This is a genomic window from Enterococcus sp. M-BR2, from assembly GCF_056612775.1.
On record NZ_JBWQXK010000001.1, the window covers coordinates 155771 to 179317 of the forward strand.

The following is a 23547-nucleotide window of genomic DNA, read 5'->3' on the forward strand; positions in this document are numbered from 1 at the left end:
GGTTATACTCAACTTGTAAACAGATAAATAAACATAAACGAACTAATAAAGGAGCTGTTTTGTGTGAATGAATTCTTTTTCAAAGACACTGTCTATGTTTCTGACAAGCAGTCGCAGGAAGAAGTGTTCGAGGAAGTCTATCAAGATCTGTTAAAGAAAGAATTGGTAACCGAAGATTTTTTGGAGAACCTTTTAGAACGGGAGCGTAATTATCCGACGGGATTAGATCTCTCACCTGTCTCTAAAATATTGCCAGATATCGCTATCCCTCATACCGAAAGTGAGTTTGTGCGAACCACCCGTATCATTCCAATCAAAGTAAAAAATGAAATCCCTTTCTACAACATGATCTCGCCAAGCGATCAGATTTCCGCTTCATTTCTTTTCATGATCTTGAACGAAAATGGTGAAGCACAGGCTGGCATGTTGGCTAATATCATGGATTTCATTAATTCTGTTGACGAAGAAAAACTGTTTTCGTTTTTCAAATTAGAGGACACAGAAGCGATTTATCATTTTTTAGAAGAACATTTTTATATATAGAAGTCTCTGCCTAACCGCAGGATAAAAAATAAACTTATTTTAAGGGGAGAATTATTATGATCAAAATTTTAGCAGCATGTGGAGCAGGCGTTAATTCAAGCCATCAAATCAAAAGCGCTTTGGAAACTGAATTGAAAAATCGTGGCTATCAAGTCACCTGTGACGCCGTTATGATCAAAGATATCAATGAAGAAATGCTGTCTCATTATGACATTTTCGCACAAATTGCCAACACCGACTTGGGTTTTGACATTAACATCCCTGTCGTTGATGCAGGTGCTATTCTTTATCGTATTCCTGCTATGGCTGAGCCTGTTTACCAAAGTATGGAAAGCGCAATCCAATCATTAAACAAATAGGACTAAAGAAAGGAAAAGCATATGAATACAATTATTGATATTGCCAATAAAGTATTTACCCCCCTAATTAATTTAGGTGCGGCACCGTTAATGACCATCGTATTAACTGTTATTGCTTTATTTTTTAAAGTAAAACCGTCACGCGCTCTTGAAGGCGGGCTCAAATTAGGGATCGCCCTGACTGGGATCGGAGCTATTATTGGAATTTTAACTACTGCTTTTTCAGACGCTATGACAGCTTTTGTTGAACGCACAGGTATTTCATTAAACATTACAGATGTCGGTTGGGCCCCACTAGCAACCATCACATGGGGGTCGCCATACACGCTTTATTTTTTACTAATTATGGTGATCGTCAATATTGTCATGTTAGCAATGAAAAAAACCAACACATTAGATGTGGATATTTTCGATATTTGGCATTTAGCAATTGTTGGTTTGTTCGCGATCTTCTGCGGTGCTAATCTGTTTATTGCTTCTGCATTAGTTATTTTCATTGGTGTATTAAAAATTTGGAACTCCGACTTAATGAAACCAACCTTCAATGACTTGTTAAATGCGCCAGACAGCAACCCGATGACCACGACTCATATGAACTACATGATGAATCCGATTATTATGGTTTTCGATAAAATTTTCGACAAAATCTTCCCTTGGTTGGATAAATATGATTTCGATGCTGCCAAATTGAATAGTAAAATTGGCTTCTGGGGATCAAAATTCGCGATTGGAATTTATTTGGGGACTTTTGTTGGATTACTAGCAGGACAAACACCAACGCAAATTTTCTCGCTAGCCTTTACCGCTGCCGTCTGTTTGGAATTGTTCTCTTTGATAGGCGCTTGGTTCATCGCAGCCGTAGAACCGTTATCACAAGGGATTACCGATTTTGCCAATAAACGACTAAAAGGACGTACCATCAACATAGGTTTAGACTGGCCTTTCATAGCAGGCCGCGCTGAAATCTGGGCTGCCGCTAACGTATTAGCACCAATCATGTTGCTAGAAGCCATCATCTTACCAGGAAATAAATTATTGCCACTAGGCGGAATCATCGCAATGGGTGTTACCCCAGCACTATTGGTCGTAACTCGTGGAAAATTAATCCGTATGATCGTAATCGGCGCGATCGAATTACCATTATTCTTATGGTCCGGCACCTTGATCGCCCCGTTCGTTACTCAAACAGCTAAAGCAGTCGGAGCCTTTCCAGCCGGCTTGAACGGGTCCGCCATGATCTCTCATACAACGATGGAAGGCCCGATTGAAAAATTCCTAGGTTATTTAGTCGGTAATGCTTCTCAAGGACAAATCGAATTTGTGATATACGCTGCCTTAGCATTAGGTGCATACCTTTTAATCTTCATTTGGTACGCTCGTCAAATGAAAAAACGCAACGCTGCATACGCAGCTGAAAAAGAAGAGAATGCATCTCCGGCAACGGCGCATAATATGACTTATGCAGCCGAAGCTAAATAAGCTAAAAACACCCCGAATGTCTTTAGACTTCGGGGTATTATTTTACCTATAAAAAATAAATAGATGTAAAATCCATTTCAAAAAGCATAGCCCATCTCTTGCCACACCCAATAAAGAAATTATCAACGTTTATGCTTTTTTTAACTCCTTTAAGCTTGCCTTTGTTGGTATTCCTCAACGATTCTTTTTGTGTTCTTGTTTGTTTTGTGCTTTTTGACTTTTTGTTGTTTAATTGCGAATTCCTTGATTTCTTTTTTCCTGAATCGCTTCGCATCCCGCGGTTATGCGTGCGATTTCATCATTGCTTTTTCTGATCTAACTCGTTTCATGTCAAAGAGCTTCAGCTGACTTAGTGTCCATGGTTGTTTTGATATCCCTTTTCCTCCTTAATAAAGCGGTGATTGATACTGCTATTTTTTCCTTCACATAAACATAACATCCCAAAAAAATCGACTATCTTTTTTCAAATGGTGTATTCAAGTATTCGGAGGAATTAGTAATGATGCACCCTAAAAATAACATAATTCGCTTAAATTCAAGGCTACCAAAAAACTACCAAGTTCTAATTATCTAGAGTTTGGCAGTTTCTCATTTACACAACATATTTTTCTTCTTTTTCGATTTTTTCATAGTGCTTTTGTTCATCATCATCCGTTATAACTACTGTTACATCATTCAGATTATAATATACTGAAAAATCTCTTTTCCCAATTTTCGAATGATCAATCAATAAAAAGCGTTCAACAGAATTATTCAGAGCGATCTGTTGAGTTTGGCCCTCTTCAAAAGTCGAAGTCATAATTTTCTGTTCATTTAAAGCATTACAGCTGAAAAATGCTTTATGAAAATTCATATCCTGTAGCGATTTATTCGTGATTTCACCAACAAAGCATTGAGTCGTTTCCCGCATCTCGCCACCTAATAGATAGATTTTTCGATTCCCTTTTCGCTTATTTAATTCTTCAAAAACAGGCAAACAGTTTGTAACAATCCGCAGTGAATCCCCTTGAATGATTTTTGACATGAGCTCGATTGTAGTTCCTGGTCCAAGAAATATCGTATCACCATCATTGATCATTTCATTCGCCTTTTCCACAATCCGCTGCTTTTCTTCTTGCAGCATAATCTGTTTTTCTCTATGAGAAAGCTCCACATGCCGATAAAAATCCTTCAATTTCGCTCCGCCATGGACGCGTTCTAATAATCCTTGTTTCTCCATTTCGTCCAAATCACGTCGGACTGTCATATCCGAAACCGAAAACTTCTCCATAATATCGCTGACTCGTACTGTACCGTTAACCTCTAATAACGACATGATCGCTTGGAATCGATCCGTTTTTAACATTTCATCGCCTCTTTTCTTTTTAAGACTATCAAATTCTTAAGAAAAGTGCTAGAACAAGTTTTCTTAAGAAGCCTTCTGCAGGAAGGAAAGCAAAATTTTTCAGAATTTGCAAGCTGCTATTCTAAAAAATAAAACCGAACGAGCATGACTGTCATAGTGACAGCCTTGTTCATTCGACTTTTATCTTTAATAAATCATTTTATTTAATCTGAAGTTATTGTGCAAGTTCAAAAACAAAGTAGTTAATGTCTCCTCGATATTTCGAAATCGAATACTCAACGGGCAGACGTTCTAGCGAAAAACCCTGTGTATGGAAATAGAACATTGGATCTCCTTCTTCCACATCTAACAAATCGCTGATCGTATCATCCGCTTTGATTACTTCTAGTTTTCTGGTGACCGTTTTAATTGGATAACCCATTTCTTCAAAAACTTGATACATTTTTTCTTTTCTGATTTGTCAAATTAAGCTAGACAATATGTCTTTATCTATGCAGCTCAAAAATACTTCCAATGGTGTTCGATAATTTAATGATTTTCTTGGAATATGGTTTCTTTTCGAGGCAACGGATTGAATAAAGGTTTCATCCGTGTCCCTAAAGTCCATTGTTTTAGGTAAGCCATCTCGTCTAAGCAAGCCGTTTGAGTGCTCATTTAGCCCTCTTTGCGAAGGTGTTCCTGGATCTGCGAAAAAGATGGCAATATCGTTCGAGTTACTTATAGATCGCCAGTTGGAAAATTCTTTTCCACAATCAAATGTCATGGATTTAAACAAGTGTTTAGGCATGGATTTGAACCAATCATTTAACCTGTTTTCGATATCTTCGGCTCGTCTGCCTGTCGGTTTCAAAGTAATAATAACCTTGGATAAACACTCAACCAATGTAATAACAGCGCTCTTGTGTTTAACTCCCACAATGGTGTCGCCTTCGAGATGACCAAATTCTTTAGTCAGGTGTGGATAGGGTTGCGTCAAGAATTATGTGTAAATGGAAAAGCCCATTCTGTTGATCAAGTTAAAACATTGATTCTAATGTATCATGTATTTCTTTAAAACCTTTATGAACTCGGCATAGAAACTTTTGATTATAGTTGTTGAATTGAGATACTAGAAATCTCTCCAGAGATTCTTCATTAGGAAATTGCTCTTTTCTTTTGGTATATTTCTTTAATTGTTTGTTAAAACCTTCAATCAAATTAGTTGAATAAATAGTTCTTCTGATTGACGGAGGGAAATTATAAAAGGTTAATATAGCAGGATTCATGAGCAATTTAACCACTCGTGGATACTGCTTTTTCCATTTATCTATCATAAACCTTATTTGATTATTTGCTTCTTCTTTTGAACTTGCTTGATAAACTAATTTGAAATCGCTACAGATTTCTTGTCGATCACTAACACGAACCTTATGAGCGATATTTCTAGATATATGGACACAACATTGTTGAAATTGAGCATTTGGATAAACACTATGAATACTATCGTTAATGCCACTTAAACCATCAGTTACGACTAATAAAACCTCTTTTAAACCACGGTCTTTTAGGTCTTGAAGAATCTCTTTCCAAACATAAGCAGATTCAGTTGGAGCAAGACTAAACCCAAGAACCTCTTTGGTTCCATCTAATCGAATGCCAATTACAATATAAACTGCTTCTTTTGAAACAGTTTGTCTTTTTAAAGGAATGTGAGTAGCATCCATAAAAATGACAGAGTATCTGGATTCTAAGGACCTTTCTTTAAAGGCAATAATATCTTCAGAAACTATTTTAGTCATATTTGAAATGGTTTGTGGCGTATAGTGATGCCCGTACATTTTTTCAATCAATTCAGAGATTTCAGACATAGTAATTCCTTTTTGAAATAGCTGAATAATAGTGATTTCTAAAGAGTCATTGGTTCTTTTATAAGCAGGTAAAGTTTGTTGAGAAAACTTACCATTTCTATCTCTAGGAATCACCAAATTTAATTCTCCATACTCTGTTCTGAATGAACGTGAATAATTCCCATTACGGGAATTACCTGAATTGAACCCAGCACGATCATATTTTTCATAATCAAGAAAAGCTGTTAATTCAGCCTGCAATAATGAATTAACAGCTAATTCTAAATGACATCGAAATAATTCATCTAAATCACCTTTATTGATTAGTGTTTCCATAATTTCTGTAGTAAAATTGGGCATGAGAAAGTCCTCCTATAAAATTTCGGTTGTGGTAACTTTAATTTTACAGAATGGACTTTCTTTTTTTCTACCCTAAATATCTATTTACACAAAATATTTTACGCTATCATTTTTAGTGAGGGATGTTATAATTAAATAAAAAAATAATTGGGAGAAAGCATATGTACTCAAAGAATTGGAAAACAAAGTTATTTATGATTGTTGTGATAGGGTTTATTTTTATTTTCGCAGGTTGTTCAACTAAAACAGATAAAAGTAAAACTGCAGCATCAGAATCAAAAGCTGCTGAAGTGGTAAAAAGCAAAACGAAAAAAATAGAAAAAAACGTAGAAACAATTTTAGCTGAAAAAGACAAAGATAAAAAATTATCGGAGTACAAAAAATTTGTTACTGAAGCTAATACTTACTCTAAGTTAGATAAGAAAGAGGAGAAAATCACTAAGATCTATACAGACTCCATGAAGAAGATCCAAACGAATTTTAAAGAACAAGACGATAAAGATTTAAAAGAGAATACATTGGATAATCTTGAAGAATCAACTGAAAAAGATCTTTCTAAAAAGATCACTACGCTAGATGAACTCAAAAAATGGATGCAAAAAGAGAGTACTGATATATATAGTAAAGCAGAACTCGATTCATTAATTAAAAAAATTGACGATACAATTACAACATATAAAAATCAACTAGAAAAAATAAAAATTGATAATCAAGAGGCTAAATCAACAGAACCTACAACAGAAAGTAGTGAGGTAACTACTTTGCAAGAGAATGCTTCTGAAGAACTACAAGTAGTACAAACTCATTTATTAAATTCTATTGAAGAAGCTGCTCAATATCTGGGACAAAAACTTCCGCAATCGGGCGGTGCAGGTGCGTTTGAAAATGGGCAACAAAATTCTGACGGCTCATTTACTTTTCATTATCAACTACACGGAGGGCCAGAAGGTATCACTTGGAACATCATTACAGTGAATAATAATGGTGAAATTATCCAAGATGATTATTTTAAAACTGTGCCAAATGAAGCAGCAAATAATAGTGCCTCTGCACCTAATCAAGCATCTATTTCAGAGTTAGAAGCTGCGCAACTTGCAATAGCTAAACACAATGAGTTAGGTAGACCTAATGCGACTGATGCTGGAACTGAAACTACAGCAGATGGCTATTATTTTTATTATATGGCCGATGGAACTGATCAAGTGTATAAATATTTTGTAAGTAATTCTGGTCAAGTTCAAGCAGAATAACATTGAAGAATTTAATAAACAATTAAATCGGTTTACTCGAACAACAAATTCTGTAGCTTGGTTTAAAATGATTTCCAAAGCAGAGACCGCGGAGGACTGAGCATCTAAAAAAATAAAAGGACCTGGGACAAAAAGGTTCTTTAAAACAAAAAAGCATACACAAAAATCTGAAAAATGATTTTGTGTATGCTTTTTTTGCATTGTTCTTCTCTTTGTTTGACGAATTTGAGGTGGTATTTCCTCAAATTCGTTGCCATTAATGCAAATCCGAGTTCATTTTTGACCTTTTCTTTTCCTCGAACTGATAATCGAGTGAACGACAAAATAGCCTTCAGGTGTCCAAAGGCAGTTTCCACATCAATTTTTCTACGACCATAAATCTTTTGGGTTTCTTTTTCTTGCAATAATTTTTTGACCACTGTTTTATAGGATTCCCAAGTCCAATTTTTTTGAATCCTCCGGTTGAATCCTTCTTGGGCTTTTGTGCATAGTGATCGAACTGGACAATTTGAACAATCTTCACATTCATAATAACTAATATGACGGGTGAATCCATACTTGTCATTTCTAATTCCATTGTATTTGAAGTTCAATTTCCGTCCTTCTGGGCAAATGAATTGGTTACTCATTTCATCATAGTCCCAATTATTTACTTGAAATGGATTGTTTTTGTATTTTTTCTTTTGTTCCTTTTCGTACATGCCATAAGTGATTAACGGTGTGGATTGAAATTTTTCTAGAACGTTCATGTAATTCTCTTCGCTGCCATAGCCTGCATCTGCGACAATAAATTCAGGCAACGGGAAATACTCCTTTTTTAAAGTGCTCAAAAAAGGAGTCAGTGTTCGAGTGTCAGTTGGGTTTGGAAACACATCATAGCCAAGAATATATTGATTGTTGGTGGCAATTTGTAAATTATAGCCAGCTTTCAATTGACCGTTCATCATGGAATCATCTTTCATTCGCATAAACGTCGCATCAGTATCTGTTTTTGAATAGCTATTTCTTTTCCCTAAAATTTGATAGTGCTTCTCATACGTAAGCACACGTTCTTGATGAGATGTAAAATGATTATAGAATAATTTTGGTGCTTTTCTTTCAAATCGGAGATCTTTACGAATCGCACCACATGGCTCATCCGCCATTTTTTGATTGAGTTCTTCAATCGTTTGTTCCAATGAGGTTAAGATAGTCTGGATGTTTTCTTTGGACAAATTTCCTTCAACTTCTGTTTGCAGGGCAGGAATAATCTTTTCTTCAACTAACTCGTGATACGCAGCCAAAGATTTTTCCTCTAATTTCTGATGGTATCGCTCGACAGACTTTCGCCAAACAAAAGTAAATTTATTCGCATTGGCTTCAATTTTTGTTCCATCAATAAAAATAGCTTCTTCATCAATTTCATTTTCCGCAATTAATTGCGAACGAAATTGAACGAAACACTCTCTTAATAAAGGCTGTACAGCTTCATCCACTCGAAAACGATTGATGGTTCGATAACTTGGCTGGTAACCTTGAGCTAACCACATCATGCGAAGACTATCTTGAAGGAGTGCTTCAATCCTGCGGCCAGAAAAAACCGATTGCGTGTAAGCACATAGAATTATCTTTAACATCATTCGTGGGTGATAGCTTGATGCACCTCGTTGGTGTTTCAAGTGTTCAAAGGCTTCTTCTGGAATGCTTTCAACCAAATGATGAACAGGATAAGCAATATCATTTTTGGGGATTGTCTGCGTTAAATCTAAAGGTAAAACTAGTTGATCTGTGGTATAATTTTTGTACATAAGAACCTCTCCTTTACGTATTCGTTTTGTCGCTTATGTTGTATCAGAAGGGGTTCTTTTGTTTCAAAAGATAAGATAAAACCGGCGCAGGAAATCAAAATTTCCTACGCCGGTTTTTTGGTTGGACTTTGGATTTTTGTCCCAGGTCCTTTTTGTCTTGAAGTTTCTTTTTGATATTAGCAAGACACGTGTATAACACGTGCCACTTTCCGTTTTCTTTAAGATGGGACTTTCAGCCAGTCGGCCTTCAATACAATGGACATTTAACACAAGATCTCCTCCTAAATATAATCATCGGCATTTACTTTATTCATGGATTGATAGATATCATAGTAATCATTTTCTGGTGTCACACTCGACTCTTTCAAGTATTTGGTGGCCAATTCTTTTGGTGTAGAAAGCTCCTTCGTTTTTGATTCAACCGTTGGAATATGATACGTTGGTGCCGTTGATTTTTCTGCAGGTTTCTGGCTAGTCACCGATCGATGGTTCGTTGGTTGTACTGATTGTTTGATCGAACCTGATTTTGGCTCACTCCGTCTAGCAGGTGTTACCGTTGATCGATCAATTCCTCTACTAGGTGATTGTTGCACTATTTGAGTGCCAGCACTGGTAGACGATGGATTGCTTCGTTGTACGATCGCAGCTGTAGAAGGACTCACACTTGTAGTCCGTTCAAATGCCACAGAAGCTCCTTCAGGCGCTTGTTCAGTCGATTGAATAGATTGACTTGGCGCTGCTGCAGAAGTGCCGTAAGACGTTTCTGGTGCGGATCGTTTCACTTCCTGATCGTTAGCTCTCTGAGTGTTAGTCGGATTTCCTTCAGATGCACTCGGATTGTTTGACTGTTGCATATTGTTGTTCTGATTGACTTTGTCAGTCGCTGCTTGGATGGCGGCTTTTCTACTTGGCGTCTGAAGCGGCGGAATGGTCGTTCGTTGGACTTTTTGTGAATCGGTCGTTTTCCCCGTTGCCAAACCATTCGCACGATTGCCGTTGATAGGATCGATCGGTGATTCGGTTCGATTGCCACTTTCACCCATATGTTTCAACGCTTCAGCTGAAACATTGCCAATGCTTTTTCCATCTGGTTCTTTTCCTTCAGAAACAGTGCTGGAAGAAGCAGAAGCGTTCATTGGTTGATGCGTTGTTTCTGGTGAAAGATTGGTTCCTGAAGGCAGCTCTCCATTAGCAGAAACCTGATCCTTGTCTTGAACCGATGGATTTATCTGATCATTTGGAACCGCTGATCGATTCGATCCTTGCGTTTGTGTCACCGGCTCTTGTTGGTCTTGCATGCCAAACGACTGTCGCATGTTCGCTGCAAATTCTTTTATACTTTTTGTGGAAGATCCATTGTTTCCTGGAATAGTAGACCGATTCTGAATCGATTTATCATTGTTATTTTCGTGTACACCATTATTGACTCTCATACGGCTGACTGCATTTCCGGCGTGCTCTTTAATACTACTACCAGCATTCACTCCACCTTTTACAGCGCTTGTCGCAGCTTTCGCAGCAACTGCTGTACCAACCCATAGCTTGCCATCCTGAGCGAAGCCCAATATCCAACCCCAGAAATTTCCCAAAGAAATTTGGGCCGTCGATCGTAATTCGGACACCAACAATACAAAGTACTAAATATGGAAGAAAATCGACATCAAGATTACCTATAAATGAAAAGTATAACTTAAAGATACTCAAGCTAAACCCTGTCAACATAATTGCTAACAAGCTGTTCCCAATATCCAAAAGGATTTTTTTTGTTCGTTGACCGGTTTCAATATCAGAAACAGAAAGAACTGGAAACATCAACTTTGCAAATAGTAGCTCAATCAAAGACGTTGCTATGATGAACGCAGAACATACAAAAGCAAAAGACACTGTCAATAACGACAATGTTATCGTGCCTGTCTTATACGTAAAGCGAAATTTTCCCTCTTTATAAAAGTCAAACATACCGGACTCAATTTTTTCTGCAGTAATTTTTCCATCCTCATCTGTTTTAGTTTTATACTCTAAATAAGAGACTTCGTCTTTATTTTGTGCATTTTCTGCCATTCTCGACAATTTATCAGATGTTATCACTTCCGTAAGATCTGTCATTTTAAAAGCTTGTTCTGATAGATTGTTTTTTGGTGTTCCTGTTTCACTATTAAGACGAGAAAATCCATTCTTAGAAGCATATTGTAAATCTGCTAAATTCTCTTTCACAATACTATAAGAAAGAGTGCTTTTCTCAGTCGTGTCTAGATTTTTTGTTTCTCCATAAACTTTTTGTGCAAATTCCGCACTAGATGTAATCACCCCAGGAAGTTGAACACCCAAACAAACAAAAAGGACAGCCCTGAAAAGGCCTGCCTTTAGATCGACTCGCTCGTTTAAAATATATTTATAGGCAATAACAATAATCATGATAATCAAAACCGTTAGGGAGACTACCCGCATGCTTGTATAAATTTTACCTATCGTCCCATTATCAAGAAAACTAAAGACCTTAAATACTTGATCCAGGATATCTTCCACTCCGGAAGCCAACTTGTACAATCCTTTAATCCAATTACTGCTAATCCACTTAAATATATAGCTAAACAAGTTAGCATCTTGGATCCATTCACTAAATTTCTGTAGAAATTCCGTTGCTTTTTCCGTGTTACTCACCTTCCAATCGTATAAAAAAGGAGCCTTGAAAAGGCTCCCTTTACTAACATTCTATTGTTTATATTCTGCTACAAAATACTGAGGATCTTCATCGTAAATTTCTTTTACCTCTTCTAACGTAGAGTCTATTTTAGAGAAATTTTTTGAAACAGGTACAAACGCATAACCATTGTTCTTTTCATCAAAAAAAACATTGAAATCTTTGGTATCCGAAGTAAAACTATCTAGTACATCGAATATACCGTAATCTTCGCTATTTGCGATTCGGTAATGATACAAGCCGTTCTCTTTTTCTTCTACAGAATATTCCATTGTTTCAGAAATTCCCTTATCAATATTGGAAACAGTAAGAGAACCATCTTTCATTTTTTCTATTTTGAATTCTGGATCATCAGAAGGAGAATTCGACAAATAATATGACTGCTCTTCTTCGAAAAGGTCTGCAAGCTTTGATTGAGAAGAATTTGAGCACCCACCTAAAAGAAAAATACTACTTAGTACCAATAATAAACTGGATAGGCTACAATTAACTAGACAGAAAAATTAGGGTGTGTAGACTAGAAGAAAACATACCAGGAGGAATTTTTATGTCTAAGAGAACACGAAGAACTTTTTCACAAGAATTCAAGCAACAAATCGTCAATCTTTACTTAGCTGGAAAGCCACGTGTAGAAATCATTCGAGAATATGAACTAACGGCTTCAGCATTTGACAAATGGGTAAAGCAATCTAAAACGAGTGGTTCATTCAAAGAAAAAGATAATCTTACGCCTGAACAAAAAGAATTGTTAGAACTACGTAAAAGAAACCAGCAATTAGAAATGGAAAATGATATTTTAAAGCAAGCAGCGCTGATATTCGGACGAAGAGACAAGTAATCGATGCGAATAAGCATCTTTACCCTATATCAGCGATGTGCAGAATATTAGGTCTATCACGTCAGTCCTATTATTATCAACGCGAATTGTAAAATTAAGTTAGAAAAATAAAAAGGCATTTATGGTACACTCAAATTGTATTTCCGACGAAAGAAAACAAAGGAGTGTAACCATAAATGACCTACAAACATCTTACCATAGACGAACTGACAATGATAGAATCATATTATCTTCAACATAATAAGCCGGTTGAAATCGCTAACCGAATGGGACGTGCTATACAAACTATTTATAATGTAGTCAATAAGTTCAAGCAAGGTAAGACTGCTCTTGATTATTGGCACCAGTATAAAGAAAATAAGAAAAAATGTGGTAGAAAAGTCATTCAATTACCTGCTCATGAAGTAGATTACATTAAAGAGAAAGTCACTCTTGGTTGGACGCCTGACGTCATTATCGGGCGAAAAGAAAGGCCTGTTTCATGCGGTATGAGAACACTTTATCGTTTATTTTCTAAAGGAATATTTGATATTGACACACTACCGATGAAAGGTAAAAGAAAACCCAATGGCCATCAGGAAAAACGGGGAAAACAACAGTATCAGCGCTCAATCCATGATCGACCTGATAATTATCCTGATTTCAATTCTGAGTTTGGTCACCTTGAAGGTGATACGATCGTTGGCATTCATCATAAAAGTGCCGTCATTACTTTAGTTGAAAGATTATCTAAAGTCATTATCACGATTAAACCCAACGGCCGTAAGGCATTAGATATTGAAACTGCCCTTAATCAATGGTTTTCTCGCTTCCCTAAAAACTTCTTTAAATCTATTACGTTTGACTGTGGAAAAGAATTTTCTAACTGGAAAGCCATTAGTAACCAACATGATATTGATATATATTTTGCGGACCCTGGAACACCTTCTCAACGCCCATTAAACGAGAATTCTAACGGGATTCTGCGTCGTAATGGACTGCCGAAATCAATGGATTTTAGAGAAGTGAATCAGACATTTATTTCCAGTGTCAGCAATCAACGTAATCATATTCCAAGAAAATCATTGAATTACAGAACACCAATCGAAATATTTTTGAGCTATGTACAAGAAGCATTTTATTCTAGCTTAATTTGACAAATCATACAATCAAAACCAAAGAAAGACGAATCAGAACTTGAAGAAGCAGTCGCTGAAGAATTTATCCGCAGCCGAAAGGCCTATGGCTCAAGAAAAATAAAAAAAGCCTTATCAAAACGAGGCATTCAGATCAGCCGACGAAAAATTAGTAGAATCATGAAAAATAGAGGATTAAAATCGAGCTATACTGTTGCTTATTTTAAAGTACATCATTCTACTTGCAATGAAGCCAAAACGACAAACGTATTGAATCGTAAATTCTTAAGAGACAACCCATTAGAAGCGATCGTAACAGACTTGACTTATGTACGAGTCGGGAAAAAATGGAATTATGTCTGTTTCATTTTGGATCTGTTCAATCGAGAAATTCTCGGCTATTCTTGTGGAGAACATAAAGATGCCGTTCTAGTAAAAAAAGCATTTAGCCGTATCAAACAACCTCTGACAGAGGTTGAGATTTTTCATACTGATCGTGGAAAAGAGTTTGATAACCAAGTTATTGATGAATTATTAACAACTTTTGACATCAATCGATCATTGAGTCATAAAGGCTGTCCTTTTGATAATGCCGTAGCTGAATCAACTTATAAGTCGTTGAAAGTAGAATTTGTCTATCAATACACATTTGAAACCTTACAACAATTGGATTTGGAGTTATTTGACTATGTCAATTGGTGGAACCACCTTCGGTTGCACGGTACACTTGGCTACGAGACACCGGTTGGTTACCGTAACCAGAGATTGGCGCAGCGAATCCTTGATAATGAGCTCGGATGTGCTATCGCTAGCGAGGCAGTCTAACTTTAACTGTTAGCTCCTGCCGAAGATCGTCACATCCGAGGAGGCTCATTGTCAAGGACAATCGGAATAGCATACGGAAAGAAGTTCTGCACCTTATAAAATTTGTCAAAAAAACTGTTGCCATTCCACATGTATATTTTGTGGAATCGACTTTTTTAGAATCTGCTTTGAATATTTTATCTATTAAGGCTTCTTTGATAATAGTGTCCATGATTTGGAATTCTTATTGGATAGAAATTTCTTTCTAGAACATGATTTCGTCGTAAGTTCTCATTGGTTGAGGATAGGCATGTTCAAAACAATCAGTCCGATATCCTTTTAATCCAGTTACTGCACTATATAAAAAATTTCATCATAGTTTCGCCCTAGTCGTTCCAAAGATTCGATGACAAAAATATCCTTCTTCCTTAAAAAATGAAGTTCTTTTTGCAATTATTCTCGTGAGGTCTTCTTTTAACTACATAAAATTGTAACCACTGGTTTTAAGAGTAGTGTATCATCCCAAATCATATAATTAATTGACTGCGATTGTTATAAAACTCACGGTAAGCCATATAACTAGCAATAAATGAAGAAATCGCAGTAACTGAAATCAACATAAACATCACAACAATTTGGTAACGAATCGCTTGAACAGGATCAATTCCCGCAAAAATCAACCCTGACATCATACCTGGTAGGCTGACAAGTCCAACCGTTTTTGTTCGGTCAATAGAAGGAGCCATGCCCGTTTTGACGCTTTCTCTTACAATACTCATGGACGCTTGTTTTTTATTGGCTCCCAATGCCAATTTTTCCAATACCTGTTGGCGTTGGTCCGTAAATTTTGAATTCAAAGACCGATAGGTCACTCCAATCGCAGTCATGGCGTTGCTGGCAATCATGCCTGTAATTGGAACGATTTGGGAAGGGGTCCAGTCAATGACTCCTGAAAAAACAAGAATGAGTAAGGACAAGGCTGTTCCTACTCCAATAGCCGTCGTTGAAATTTTAAAAGAGCGGTTGATCCCCTCACTGCGTGTATGGGCGTTATAAGAAGCGTTGAACACAATGAACAAAACCATCGCTAAAGTGAGAAAGTTGTTATCCACTCGTAATACGTAGCTCAATACATATCCAATAAGGAATAATTGAACGACAGCGCGAATTCCCGCAATAAAAATGTCGTTTCCTAATCCCAATTTCTCTTTGTAATCAATCAACAAGGCAACTATCAAGAGGACAGAAGATAAAAGCAAAGAAAGATTACTGATTTCCAAATTGTTTGTCATTTCGATTCCTCCATTTTTCCACCTTTGATAGTAATCAGACGAGAAGCTTGGTCGATTTCTTCCTGGTTGTGAGTGACGGCCAACACCGTAGTTTGTTGGTCTTTCATCATGTCTCGGACTAAATCAAGGACAATCGCTCTGTTTTCTTGGTCCAATGAACTGGTAACTTCATCCAGGAGCAACACTTTCGGTTGATACATCAAATTTCGGACCAATGCAACCCGTTGTTTTTCCCCTCCTGATAGTTCCTTGACCTCTTTCGATAAGTAAGTTTCAGGTATTTGAACTCGTTCTAACAATTTTTTTGCACGTTCCCGATCAAATCCTTCTTCTCTTATGCGGGCAGGAAAAGACAAGTTCTCTTGAACTGTCTCATCGAATAGAGAAGCGTTTTGAAAGAAATAAGAGACTTCTTTTCTATACTCCACAGGATCGATTTTTTGCAGATCCGTACCTCGATAATAAATTTTTCCGGAAGTTGGGGAAAGCAGCGTACCAATTAATTTCAAAAGGGTACTTTTCCCACTTCCAGAAGGACCAGAAAAAACAATCACTTCCCCTTTGTTTACTGTAAAAGAGATATCTTGAAGGATTTGGTTTCCGTTTGCCTGAAAACCAACCTTCTCTAATTGAAACAATGAATCACTCATACCACTTCTCTCCTTTATAAAAAAGCCCTGCACCAGTGGACCATCCATACGGGTGCAGGGCTTTTGTTTCATCCTAGTGTACCTCAGTGTTCGTTTGGATCGTTTTTGGCGTCTTCATGAGTAGGGTGAACCGTTCCTTCAAGGTGATCTGGACCAGCATAAATGGTATACAGTCTGAGCGGCTTATCACCGGTGTTTTCGATGTTGTGCCACATGTCCGCCGGAACAAATACGGCGTCATCATCCATCACTTTTTGTTGAACATGTAAGTTATCTTTAGAAGGCCCCATTTTACACACGCCTTCTCCTTCTTCAATACGGATAAATTGGTCAATGCCTTCGTGCACTTCCAAACCGATGTCATCGCCCGGTTGAATGGACATTACGGTGACTTGCAGTTTACTGCCTGTCCAAATGGTCGTCCGGTAATTATCATTTCCTGTGGTGGCGTCTTCAATATTAATGATATACGGCTTCTTCCCATGATCCTTGTAGTCTATTTCCATCTTCCATTCCTCCTAGTCTTTGTACTGAAACAATGATACCTACTTCTTATTTATAATAATTCTAATTAATGGTACCACATCTAAAAATTCTATGCAAAAAATTGGCTTTTTGGAGAGCGATTCTAAACAAAGACCATATAACGCGCAATTACAATTGGTACCCCTTAATCCTCAGCACATAAAGGAAAAAATATGGAATCAAAAAATAACCGATATGTACTCTGGTTATGACTTGAATCAGGGAGAATTTCAGAGACGACACATCATACTTTTTTAGTTTACACTTGTAAACTAACTAGCGTACATTAAGTTTATGCTCACTATCAAGCGTTGTCAATCCTTTAGACTCTTATCAATTTCGAAAGAAAGTAGCAAGGTTATTGATTGTGACTGTAAAAGTGGTGTGTTCCTATAAGCACATTAAACTATCTTCTCTAATTTATCATGCTATTTAAATTCTGTTTTTTCATGAGAATTTTTGTCCAAAACTTGTTAAAATGATTTTAAAAAATACTTACATACACAATCCCCAAAAGACACTAATGTCATTTCAGTCAAAAAAGATACCGCAGAAAATTTCCACCTGAGATTCAATACGATATTACTCTCTTGACAGCCAGCTTAATTCCTTAGTTGAATAGATTATTAAAGTGCACAAAAAAACAATGCGGCGTTTGTTATATTTTCTGGTATAAGCGACGGTGCTATAAACTTTTTTGCAGATTAAAAATCATATGAATTTAACTCCAGTAATAAGAGTTTAAGTGCCAATGCATGCATGATTCTTTCAATTTCCGTTTTATGAGTAGACAGAGCGATTCCTTCATTGCATTGGAAAATGAGTTTGTTTCTCGTAATATGTATGCTCTCATTTTTGGTTGCATAGTATTCTCTCCATTCGTCTTCATACATAAGAACGCCTCCTTTGATCATCCTATATTTAAGTCCTTCGTTATTAATATACGTAAAAAGTTGGTATTTTATTTTTATTTTCTCTCTCTTTAAAAAAACTGAAAAAAGAGCGGTTTACAGGTATTTTCATGGATAGTTACCCATAGATCAATCTGAAATGAGCGTAGAACTTCCCTCTCAAACACTGGTTTTTTAGAGAAATACGAAATATTAGGGTTATTTGCAGAATAGCTACTTATTCTTACAAAGCAACAAGCGAGCAAAAGAAAAATTCCTTTCAAGCGTTTTTTGGCGGTACACTATTTTAGCGACAGGCAAGCTAGCAAATATTTTTTACAACTGGTTTGACTGTCGGCGACGACAGCCCACAGCCAAAAATAAAGAAGTCAAGGACTGTGAGGGTGGAGATTTTTTGGTGGTCTGCCAAAAAATACTTACCCGTTCCTTGACTTATTTAAGTGTTATTCAGTTTTAGGCTATTACAACTGGGTGACTGAGACGATTTTGGGGGCTTGCCCCTTTTTTCCAAAAGGGGCAAGGTCTAGATCTTGTGTTTTTATTTTTTGGAAATTCAAAAGCTAATTTCATTTCGTCATTCAGTGTTAACTTTGCCGAGAAATTGCTTCCTTTTTTACTTTTGAACCCTTTGATTAAACTCGTTTCTCTTTTGCTTAATAAATCTTGGACATTTTTCTTTGTGAGTGCTTTTTGGCTCCATCTTTTAGGAAGCGTAAATTTGCAACCGTCTTTGTAGCCCGAACAGCCATAAAATTTTCCTTTGTCTACTACGCTGTTTTGACATTTCGGACACGTACCCATCACATTTTATTGTTCCATATGACCGGCTACATCTGCAATGTTTTCTTTTTTGTCTTGGAAGTTTTGTGGCACTTTTTCAATGAGGTGCTGCACAAACCGCTCGATACTGCCTAAAAAAGCTTCTTGTGTGCCTTGTTGGCTTCGGATCTTTTTCAAATAGCGTTCCCATTGGGCAGTCATGCCGGCATTGTCGATTTCGTCCTCTGCAATTATGCGGCACAACAATTCGCCTTTTTCTGTCACATAGATTTTACTCTTACTGATCGTGATGTAGTCCTGTTTCTTCAAGGTTTCAATGATACTGGCTCTAGTGGCCTCGGTTCCAATCCCTTCGGTTTCTTTAAGAATGTCTTTGCTGTCTTTATCGTCCATTGCCCGTCCGACATGTTTCATGGCGGTTAGCAGTGTGCCCTCTGTATAGTAATTGGGGGGTTGGTTTTTCCCTTCCTTTGTTTCAAGGGCGAAAGCCACTGAATCATTGACGGTTACTTCTGGTAAAAGTGGGTCGTCCTTGTCTTTTTCTTCCTGTTTATATAGTCGTTTCCATCCACGCTCTTTTTCTGTCTTCCCTTTTGATTGGAACAGAACCTGATTGATCGCTGTATCAATGGTGGTTTCGTCATAGATATACGGCTTTTCAAAAATTGCGAGGGTACGATACAAGACCAGAAGATAAATGTTTTTTTCGTCTTTCGTTACATCACTGAGCTTCGGCAATGTCTTCGTTGGAATAATCGCATAGTGTTCTTGTACTTTGCTTCCATCTACATACCGTTTATTTTCGTTTAGCTGCGGTTCGGAAATGCCCACTCCTGCTAGTTCGAGATACCGACTGAGGTTGCTTTTCAGGTAGTCAAATTCGGGGCTACCAATATAATTGGTATCGCTTCTTGGATAAGAAAGCACCTTTTTTTCATAGAGTTTTTGAGCGATCGAAAGCGTTTTGTCGGCACTGTACTTAAAGCGTTTGTTCGCGAAAGATTGTAAATCAGACAAGCTAAAGAGTTTCGGCGCATACTGCCGTTTTTCTTCCACTTTGACATTTGTTACTTCGGCATTCTCCGCTTGCTCTAGCTGATTGGTTTCTTTGAACCCGTCAAGGTTTTCGAGTGTATCAAACCGCTCTTTGTATTTCCCTTTGTACTTACCATTCGAGTGTGTGAAAGTGGCATACAACTCATAAAATGGCTTGCTGACGAAATGTTTGATTTCTTCGTTGCGTTGTAAATCAAGAACAAAGTCGGGGGTTGGACGCGTCCAACGCTAAACACGCCTCTCATGCCGTTTTTCTGCATATAAAGCGTGTAAAGACGGGTGAGATTGATTCCTACCAGCCAATCAGCGATTTGTCGGGTTTCTGCTTCTTTGTAAGTGGAATAAAACGCCTGTCCGTCCTTCAGATTTTGAAATCCTTTTTTGATTTCGCTAGTTTCAAGCGAGTTGATCCATAAACGTTTAATGGTTTTCCGGCTATTTCCCGAAAGGTTGATAATCAAGCGGGCGATTGCTTCACCTTCTCGGTCGCTGTCGGTCGCAATCACGATTGTTTCCGCTTCATCTAAATGCTTTTTGACGATCTTGTATACCTGTCAATACGGATTGAACTGTTGTTAATGCTCCGGAAATTCTTCCTTGAATATCTCCTGCAGCTGCACCTAAATATAAAGTTTGGAAATTATTTTGTAGAAAATTCATAGCTCATTCTCCTTTATTTTTCTTCTTCTCTTTGTAAAGCTATTGTTTGTTCTTGCTTTTGTTCTCTATGTTGGTCTTACTGTTTTTTAAGCTGTTGAGCCAATTCCTCTTTATCATCTTTATATGGAGTGAGTCGTTTCAACTTATCGCTTTGAAATGTACCGATAAAATATTTTTTATCTCCGTTTTCGTCTTCTCTTTCAAACACGTATCATAGATATAAATGTAATGGCATAGTGCGGGTTTTATTTTCAGCCTGTATCGTAGCTAAACAAATCGAGTTGTGTGTCCGTTTTGGGGCGTTCTGCTAGCTTGTTTAAAGTCTTTTGAATGAATGTATGCTCTAAGTCAAAAGAATTTGTCAGCGCCTTTATATAGCTTTCTTTTTCTTCTTTTTTTACTTTAATGATCGATAGCAACAATGATTTAACACTAGCAAGTTGAATACCACCATTTCTTCCTGATTTAATCTTAAAGAAAATTTCCTGGTTCGCTTTCAGTACCTTCAGCAATTTATCTAATGTCCGCTCAGGAATGCCTAGCGTTTCTCTAATCTCTTTTTTAGTCGTCACCAAATAAGGCTTGTATACATCGCTTTTTTCGCTAATATAAGCCATTAAATCTTTTTTCCATTCTGACAAATGAACACGTTGACGTTCGCTTCTTTTTTTCTTGAATTTAAACCACCCTTGACGGACAAATAAATCTTTACTGGTTAAATCACTTGATACCCAAGCTTTGCAAAGAATGGTAATGTATTCCCTATTAGCCCCTTGATAGTTTTCTGAATAGGCACTTCTAACAATTTTGATTACTTCTTTTTCTTCTAAGGGTTGATCTAATCGATTATTAAACTCAAACATATTATATTCGCACGTTTCGATTGAATAGCCTGAACTAAAGTAAGCTAAAGAGAGAGCAAACATAACGCTATTGCGCCCTACTAAACCCTTTTCTCCTAAAAATTTCGTTTCGTGCAATAAGAGATTAAACCAGGGTTCATCTACTTGTTTTTTGCCTTTTGTACCGCTTAAAACCGTTAGACTTACGAGTAAAGCCCTTATTATCTGTTTGTTTGAAAGACCAATCTTGCCATTCTTTGAAAGAATAACGGTAATTGGGATCAAAAAATTCTACATTGTCCGTTCTTGGTATGCGAGCAGTCCCAAAATGATTGCACGTTAGATCAACTGGCAAAGACTTTCCAAAATATTCTCGGATATTTTGCGAGATTATTTTGGCTGCTTTGACAGATTTAAATTCTGATTTTGAAGTCACATAGACTGGAGTTTCTAAAACAAAATATGCTTGATAACCTTTATCAGATTTGATAATCATTGTAGGCATAAAACCTAAATCAATAGCTGTTGTTAAAATATCACTTGCTGAAATAGTTTCTTTTGCCGTGTGAATATCAAAATCAATAAAGAATGTATTGATTTGTCTTAAATTATTTTCAGAATGCCCTTTAGTATATGAGCGATTTTCGTCTGCATATGTTCCATAACGATAAACGTTGGGTGTCCAATGCGTAAATGTATCTTTGTTTTCGTGAATCGCTTCTTCGGAAGTCAGAACAACGCCACGTCCGCCAATCATGCTTGATTTTGAGCGATACGCAAAAATAGCCCCTTTGCTTTTACCTGGCTTGGTAGTGATTGACCGACTGTGCGTGCGGATGTAAAGTATTTAATTCAACCTATATAGTATAAGAAAGTTTAAACTTTACATATATTTTTCTTGTACAAGGATTAGTTCTTCTTGTCTATGATAAAATTTATTAAACAGTTTGAAAGTAAAAACTATTCAAAGAAAGTGGGCGATAACAATGGGATTTTGGTATTTTTTAACGTTAGCTGTCGGTATAACTTTGTTGATCATAAGTGTTTCAAATAAAGAAGTATCTAGATCAACCAAATTCGTAATAGCCTGTTTTGTTTTAGGGATCTTGTTAGTCATAGGTAGTCTACTTTTATTTTTACCAGGCAGCTCTTCGATTATTGAGCAACTACTTCAACTAAATTAGCTTCGTTATTAAAAGCCGACTTTCTAAAAAAAGAAAATCGGTTTTTATTTGTACTGGTCGAAAAAATTTTTTCTACGGCTGATTTTGACTTTATTTTAGATCCAGCTGAACGATCAGCGGCTCCCCTTCTTGCGTTGCTTCATCCAACATTAAAGAATAAACATCGGCATCCTCTTTCGTGATACGTACCTGTTGCGCACTCATTTCGCCAGCACCCACTTCTTGAATACGCATCATTTGGTTCTCTGGATCCACGCTATTGATAAAGTAATAATTTTCCATGACTTTCCTCTTTCTCCTAATTGAATAGGTCTGACTCTTGACTCATTTTTGCTTGTTCGATTTCACGCTGCAGCTTTTCAAAAGCTACTTTATTTTTGAATTGATCAAATTCATTGCTCGTCACCCGTTCCAGGTGTTTGACTTGATTTGTGACCGACCGACGATACTTTACCGATGATCGATAGAAATAAAGTAAGAGACTTTTTCGAAAATAGCCATCATCTATTCCACTTTTTTAATTTGGTATTTGTTGCGATTAGCTCATAATGATCGATTATATTGGAATAACTGACGTGATCGGATGCTACATAAACAAGGACTTGATTTGAATCCAATCCTTCATATTTGAGATCAAAAACGACGAAATAGGTTTGATCATCGTTCGTATAAACACTTAGATCTTCTATGCTAATTTTGGCATCTTCAAGGTCCATATCCCCAATCAATTGCGTCATTTCCTAGTTATATTCATCAGTAATCAACTTCATTTCGTTCAGAAGTCCCACTAAATGTCATGCCAGGTACGAAAATTGAATGACTTCGCCAACAACTGGTATCAGACCTATCCCAAGTTAATCAAAAATCTGCTTAAAATGCCGAATCTGCTCACTTTCATGGATTTCCCACCAGCTATTCGCGGTTCATTGTATTCAACCAACTTGATTGAGAACTTTAACAAGCATCTCAAACGCAACACCAACCACAAAGAACAATTTCCAACGGAAGATTCACTGGATCGATTCCTGGTTTCTCAGTTTAATGTCTACAACGAGAAGTCCATGAAGCGAATCCATCGCGGATTCAAAGGACTTCAGGACACCCTAGAATCATCCTTTATTTAAATTAACTACATATTATATGTACGGAGGCATTTCATTTACACAAGATTCTTGACGCTACCCATATTACTCAATAGATTAATATCAAATGGTGAAAATCAACGAAAAAAGGAGATTTA

At 37.0% G+C, this 23547-nt stretch carries 23 protein-coding genes and 5 pseudogenes; 8 read left to right on the top strand and 20 right to left on the bottom strand.

Annotated features, from left to right (window positions below):
- Window positions 1-63 precede the first annotated feature (63 nt).
- From AC1F25_RS13125 to AC1F25_RS13135, 3 genes are read left to right on the top strand one after another with little or no spacing between them, the layout of a single operon-like run.
- Complete coding sequence (locus AC1F25_RS13125) at window positions 64-543, top strand: PTS sugar transporter subunit IIA (RefSeq protein ID WP_002350438.1); 480 nt, start codon at window positions 64-66, stop codon at window positions 541-543.
- Between the two features lie 56 nt (window positions 544-599).
- Window positions 600-902 carry a PTS sugar transporter subunit IIB gene (locus tag AC1F25_RS13130; protein WP_002350439.1) on the top strand — a complete coding sequence of 101 codons (303 nt, stop codon included), beginning with the start codon at window positions 600-602 and terminating at the stop codon, window positions 900-902.
- 21 nt (window positions 903-923) lie between these two features.
- Window positions 924-2381 carry a PTS galactitol transporter subunit IIC gene (locus tag AC1F25_RS13135; protein ID WP_049142583.1) on the top strand — a complete coding sequence of 486 codons (1458 nt, stop codon included), beginning with the start codon at window positions 924-926 and terminating at the stop codon, window positions 2379-2381.
- A 46-nt stretch (window positions 2382-2427) separates the two neighbouring features.
- Here the strand turns inward: AC1F25_RS13135 and AC1F25_RS13140 are convergent, their stop codons facing one another.
- The 5 genes and pseudogenes from AC1F25_RS13140 to AC1F25_RS13160 all read right to left on the bottom strand — a co-directional run bounded on the left by AC1F25_RS13140 (window position 2428) and on the right by AC1F25_RS13160 (window position 5912).
- Window positions 2428-2655: a hypothetical protein gene (locus AC1F25_RS13140; protein ID WP_002350441.1), complete on the bottom strand. Its 228-nt coding sequence runs from the start codon at window positions 2653-2655 to the stop codon at window positions 2428-2430.
- Between the two features lie 318 nt (window positions 2656-2973).
- Complete coding sequence (locus AC1F25_RS13145; RefSeq protein ID WP_002350442.1) at window positions 2974-3726, bottom strand: DeoR/GlpR family DNA-binding transcription regulator; 753 nt, start codon at window positions 3724-3726, stop codon at window positions 2974-2976.
- A 214-nt stretch (window positions 3727-3940) separates the two neighbouring features.
- A complete protein-coding gene (locus AC1F25_RS13150) occupies window positions 3941-4168 on the bottom strand; it encodes a UTRA domain-containing protein (RefSeq protein ID WP_002350443.1) in 228 nt (75 codons plus the stop codon).
- Between the two features lie 18 nt (window positions 4169-4186).
- Window positions 4187-4675, bottom strand: a pseudogene (locus AC1F25_RS13155) (IS30 family transposase); the annotation flags it as partial.
- 67 nt (window positions 4676-4742) lie between these two features.
- Complete coding sequence (locus AC1F25_RS13160; RefSeq protein WP_113795280.1) at window positions 4743-5912, bottom strand: IS256 family transposase; 1170 nt, start codon at window positions 5910-5912, stop codon at window positions 4743-4745.
- 161 nt (window positions 5913-6073) lie between these two features.
- On the opposite strand from AC1F25_RS13160, the gene AC1F25_RS13165 reads away from it, so the two are divergent.
- Complete coding sequence (locus AC1F25_RS13165; protein WP_002342409.1) at window positions 6074-7162, top strand: hypothetical protein; 1089 nt, start codon at window positions 6074-6076, stop codon at window positions 7160-7162.
- Between the two features lie 140 nt (window positions 7163-7302).
- Here AC1F25_RS13165 and AC1F25_RS13170 read toward each other — a convergent pair whose 3' ends face one another.
- From AC1F25_RS13170 to AC1F25_RS13185, 4 genes are all read right to left on the bottom strand, one after another.
- A complete protein-coding gene (locus tag AC1F25_RS13170) occupies window positions 7303-8949 on the bottom strand; it encodes an IS1182 family transposase (protein WP_047927870.1) in 1647 nt (548 codons plus the stop codon).
- Window positions 8950-9230: 281 nt separating this feature from the next.
- A complete protein-coding gene (locus AC1F25_RS13175) occupies window positions 9231-10514 on the bottom strand; it encodes a hypothetical protein (RefSeq protein WP_239658577.1) in 1284 nt (427 codons plus the stop codon).
- The gene (locus AC1F25_RS13180) at window positions 10420-11610 is read right to left on the bottom strand and encodes a pLS20_p028 family conjugation system transmembrane protein (RefSeq protein WP_341871823.1); all 1191 of its coding nucleotides are present in this window, start codon (window positions 11608-11610) and stop codon (window positions 10420-10422) included. Before AC1F25_RS13180 ends, AC1F25_RS13175 begins: the two co-directional genes overlap by 95 nt.
- A 51-nt stretch (window positions 11611-11661) precedes the next feature.
- On the bottom strand, window positions 11662-12021 hold the full coding sequence (locus AC1F25_RS13185) for a hypothetical protein (RefSeq protein WP_002342413.1): 360 nt from the start codon (window positions 12019-12021) through the stop codon (window positions 11662-11664).
- A gap of 176 nt (window positions 12022-12197) precedes the next feature.
- Between AC1F25_RS13185 and AC1F25_RS13190 the strand changes: the two are divergent.
- From AC1F25_RS13190 to AC1F25_RS13200, 3 genes and pseudogenes are all read left to right on the top strand, one after another.
- Window positions 12198-12568, top strand: a pseudogene (locus AC1F25_RS13190) (transposase); the annotation flags it as partial.
- Between the two features lie 96 nt (window positions 12569-12664).
- Window positions 12665-13624, top strand: a complete 960-nt coding sequence (locus AC1F25_RS13195; RefSeq protein WP_002293280.1) for an IS30-like element IS6770 family transposase — start codon at window positions 12665-12667, stop codon at window positions 13622-13624.
- 9 nt (window positions 13625-13633) lie between these two features.
- Window positions 13634-14428 (top strand): annotated as a pseudogene (locus AC1F25_RS13200) (IS3-like element IS1485 family transposase); the annotation flags it as partial.
- Between the two features lie 506 nt (window positions 14429-14934).
- Here AC1F25_RS13200 and AC1F25_RS13205 read toward each other — a convergent pair.
- From AC1F25_RS13205 to AC1F25_RS13255, 11 genes and pseudogenes are all read right to left on the bottom strand, one after another.
- Window positions 14935-15699, bottom strand: coding sequence for an ABC transporter permease (locus AC1F25_RS13205; RefSeq protein WP_002311027.1), 765 nt, complete (start codon window positions 15697-15699; stop codon window positions 14935-14937).
- The gene (locus tag AC1F25_RS13210; protein WP_002307505.1) at window positions 15696-16349 is read right to left on the bottom strand and encodes an ABC transporter ATP-binding protein; all 654 of its coding nucleotides are present in this window, start codon (window positions 16347-16349) and stop codon (window positions 15696-15698) included. The genes AC1F25_RS13205 and AC1F25_RS13210 overlap by 4 nt, the downstream gene beginning before the upstream one ends.
- A gap of 83 nt (window positions 16350-16432) precedes the next feature.
- Window positions 16433-16855, bottom strand: a complete 423-nt coding sequence (locus tag AC1F25_RS13215) for a cupin domain-containing protein (protein ID WP_002307506.1) — start codon at window positions 16853-16855, stop codon at window positions 16433-16435.
- A 723-nt stretch (window positions 16856-17578) separates the two neighbouring features.
- Window positions 17579-17767, bottom strand: a complete 189-nt coding sequence (locus tag AC1F25_RS13220) for a hypothetical protein (protein ID WP_002311028.1) — start codon at window positions 17765-17767, stop codon at window positions 17579-17581.
- A gap of 471 nt (window positions 17768-18238) precedes the next feature.
- Complete coding sequence (locus AC1F25_RS13225) at window positions 18239-18586, bottom strand: topoisomerase C-terminal repeat-containing protein (RefSeq protein ID WP_479994383.1); 348 nt, start codon at window positions 18584-18586, stop codon at window positions 18239-18241.
- Window positions 18587-18592: 6 nt separating this feature from the next.
- A pseudogene (locus AC1F25_RS13230) lies at window positions 18593-20127 on the bottom strand (DNA topoisomerase).
- A 13-nt stretch (window positions 20128-20140) separates the two neighbouring features.
- A complete protein-coding gene (locus AC1F25_RS13235; RefSeq protein WP_002316998.1) occupies window positions 20141-20281 on the bottom strand; it encodes a hypothetical protein in 141 nt (46 codons plus the stop codon).
- 251 nt (window positions 20282-20532) lie between these two features.
- Window positions 20533-21207 carry a primase C-terminal domain-containing protein gene (locus AC1F25_RS13240; RefSeq protein WP_258076451.1) on the bottom strand — a complete coding sequence of 225 codons (675 nt, stop codon included), beginning with the start codon at window positions 21205-21207 and terminating at the stop codon, window positions 20533-20535.
- A gap of 73 nt (window positions 21208-21280) precedes the next feature.
- Complete coding sequence (locus AC1F25_RS13245; protein WP_010723880.1) at window positions 21281-21880, bottom strand: hypothetical protein; 600 nt, start codon at window positions 21878-21880, stop codon at window positions 21281-21283.
- A gap of 517 nt (window positions 21881-22397) precedes the next feature.
- The gene (locus tag AC1F25_RS13250) at window positions 22398-22589 is read right to left on the bottom strand and encodes a hypothetical protein (RefSeq protein ID WP_002314345.1); all 192 of its coding nucleotides are present in this window, start codon (window positions 22587-22589) and stop codon (window positions 22398-22400) included.
- Between the two features lie 218 nt (window positions 22590-22807).
- Entirely contained in the window at window positions 22808-23035 is a 228-nt protein-coding gene (locus AC1F25_RS13255) for a hypothetical protein (protein ID WP_002330418.1), read from the bottom strand.
- Between the two features lie 81 nt (window positions 23036-23116).
- On the opposite strand from AC1F25_RS13255, the pseudogene AC1F25_RS13260 reads away from it, so the two are divergent.
- A pseudogene (locus AC1F25_RS13260) lies at window positions 23117-23431 on the top strand (transposase); the annotation flags it as partial.
- Window positions 23432-23547: the final 116 nt, after the last annotated feature.

Coding starts and splice junctions, on each gene's coding strand:
- AC1F25_RS13160 (WP_113795280.1), bottom strand. CDS start 5,912: ATGCCCAATTTTACTACAGAAATTATGGAAACACTAATCAATAAAGGT.
- AC1F25_RS13130 (WP_002350439.1), top strand. CDS start 600: ATGATCAAAATTTTAGCAGCATGTGGAGCAGGCGTTAATTCAAGCCAT.
- AC1F25_RS13140 (WP_002350441.1), bottom strand. CDS start 2,655: ATGCGAAGCGATTCAGGAAAAAAGAAATCAAGGAATTCGCAATTAAAC.
- AC1F25_RS13215 (WP_002307506.1), bottom strand. CDS start 16,855: ATGGAAATAGACTACAAGGATCATGGGAAGAAGCCGTATATCATTAAT.
- AC1F25_RS13240 (WP_258076451.1), bottom strand. CDS start 21,207: ATGTTTGCTCTCTCTTTAGCTTACTTTAGTTCAGGCTATTCAATCGAA.
- AC1F25_RS13220 (WP_002311028.1), bottom strand. CDS start 17,767: ATGTATGAAGACGAATGGAGAGAATACTATGCAACCAAAAATGAGAGC.
- AC1F25_RS13205 (WP_002311027.1), bottom strand. CDS start 15,699: ATGACAAACAATTTGGAAATCAGTAATCTTTCTTTGCTTTTATCTTCT.
- AC1F25_RS13150 (WP_002350443.1), bottom strand. CDS start 4,168: ATGTATCAAGTTTTTGAAGAAATGGGTTATCCAATTAAAACGGTCACC.
- AC1F25_RS13165 (WP_002342409.1), top strand. CDS start 6,074: ATGTACTCAAAGAATTGGAAAACAAAGTTATTTATGATTGTTGTGATA.
- AC1F25_RS13250 (WP_002314345.1), bottom strand. CDS start 22,589: ATGGAAAATTATTACTTTATCAATAGCGTGGATCCAGAGAACCAAATG.
- AC1F25_RS13195 (WP_002293280.1), top strand. CDS start 12,665: ATGACCTACAAACATCTTACCATAGACGAACTGACAATGATAGAATCA.
- AC1F25_RS13210 (WP_002307505.1), bottom strand. CDS start 16,349: ATGAGTGATTCATTGTTTCAATTAGAGAAGGTTGGTTTTCAGGCAAAC.
- AC1F25_RS13145 (WP_002350442.1), bottom strand. CDS start 3,726: ATGTTAAAAACGGATCGATTCCAAGCGATCATGTCGTTATTAGAGGTT.
- AC1F25_RS13225 (WP_479994383.1), bottom strand. CDS start 18,586: ATGGGTACGTGTCCGAAATGTCAAAACAGCGTAGTAGACAAAGGAAAA.
- AC1F25_RS13170 (WP_047927870.1), bottom strand. CDS start 8,949: ATGTACAAAAATTATACCACAGATCAACTAGTTTTACCTTTAGATTTA.
- AC1F25_RS13245 (WP_010723880.1), bottom strand. CDS start 21,880: ATGATTGGCGGACGTGGCGTTGTTCTGACTTCCGAAGAAGCGATTCAC.
- AC1F25_RS13235 (WP_002316998.1), bottom strand. CDS start 20,281: ATGAATTTTCTACAAAATAATTTCCAAACTTTATATTTAGGTGCAGCT.
- AC1F25_RS13135 (WP_049142583.1), top strand. CDS start 924: ATGAATACAATTATTGATATTGCCAATAAAGTATTTACCCCCCTAATT.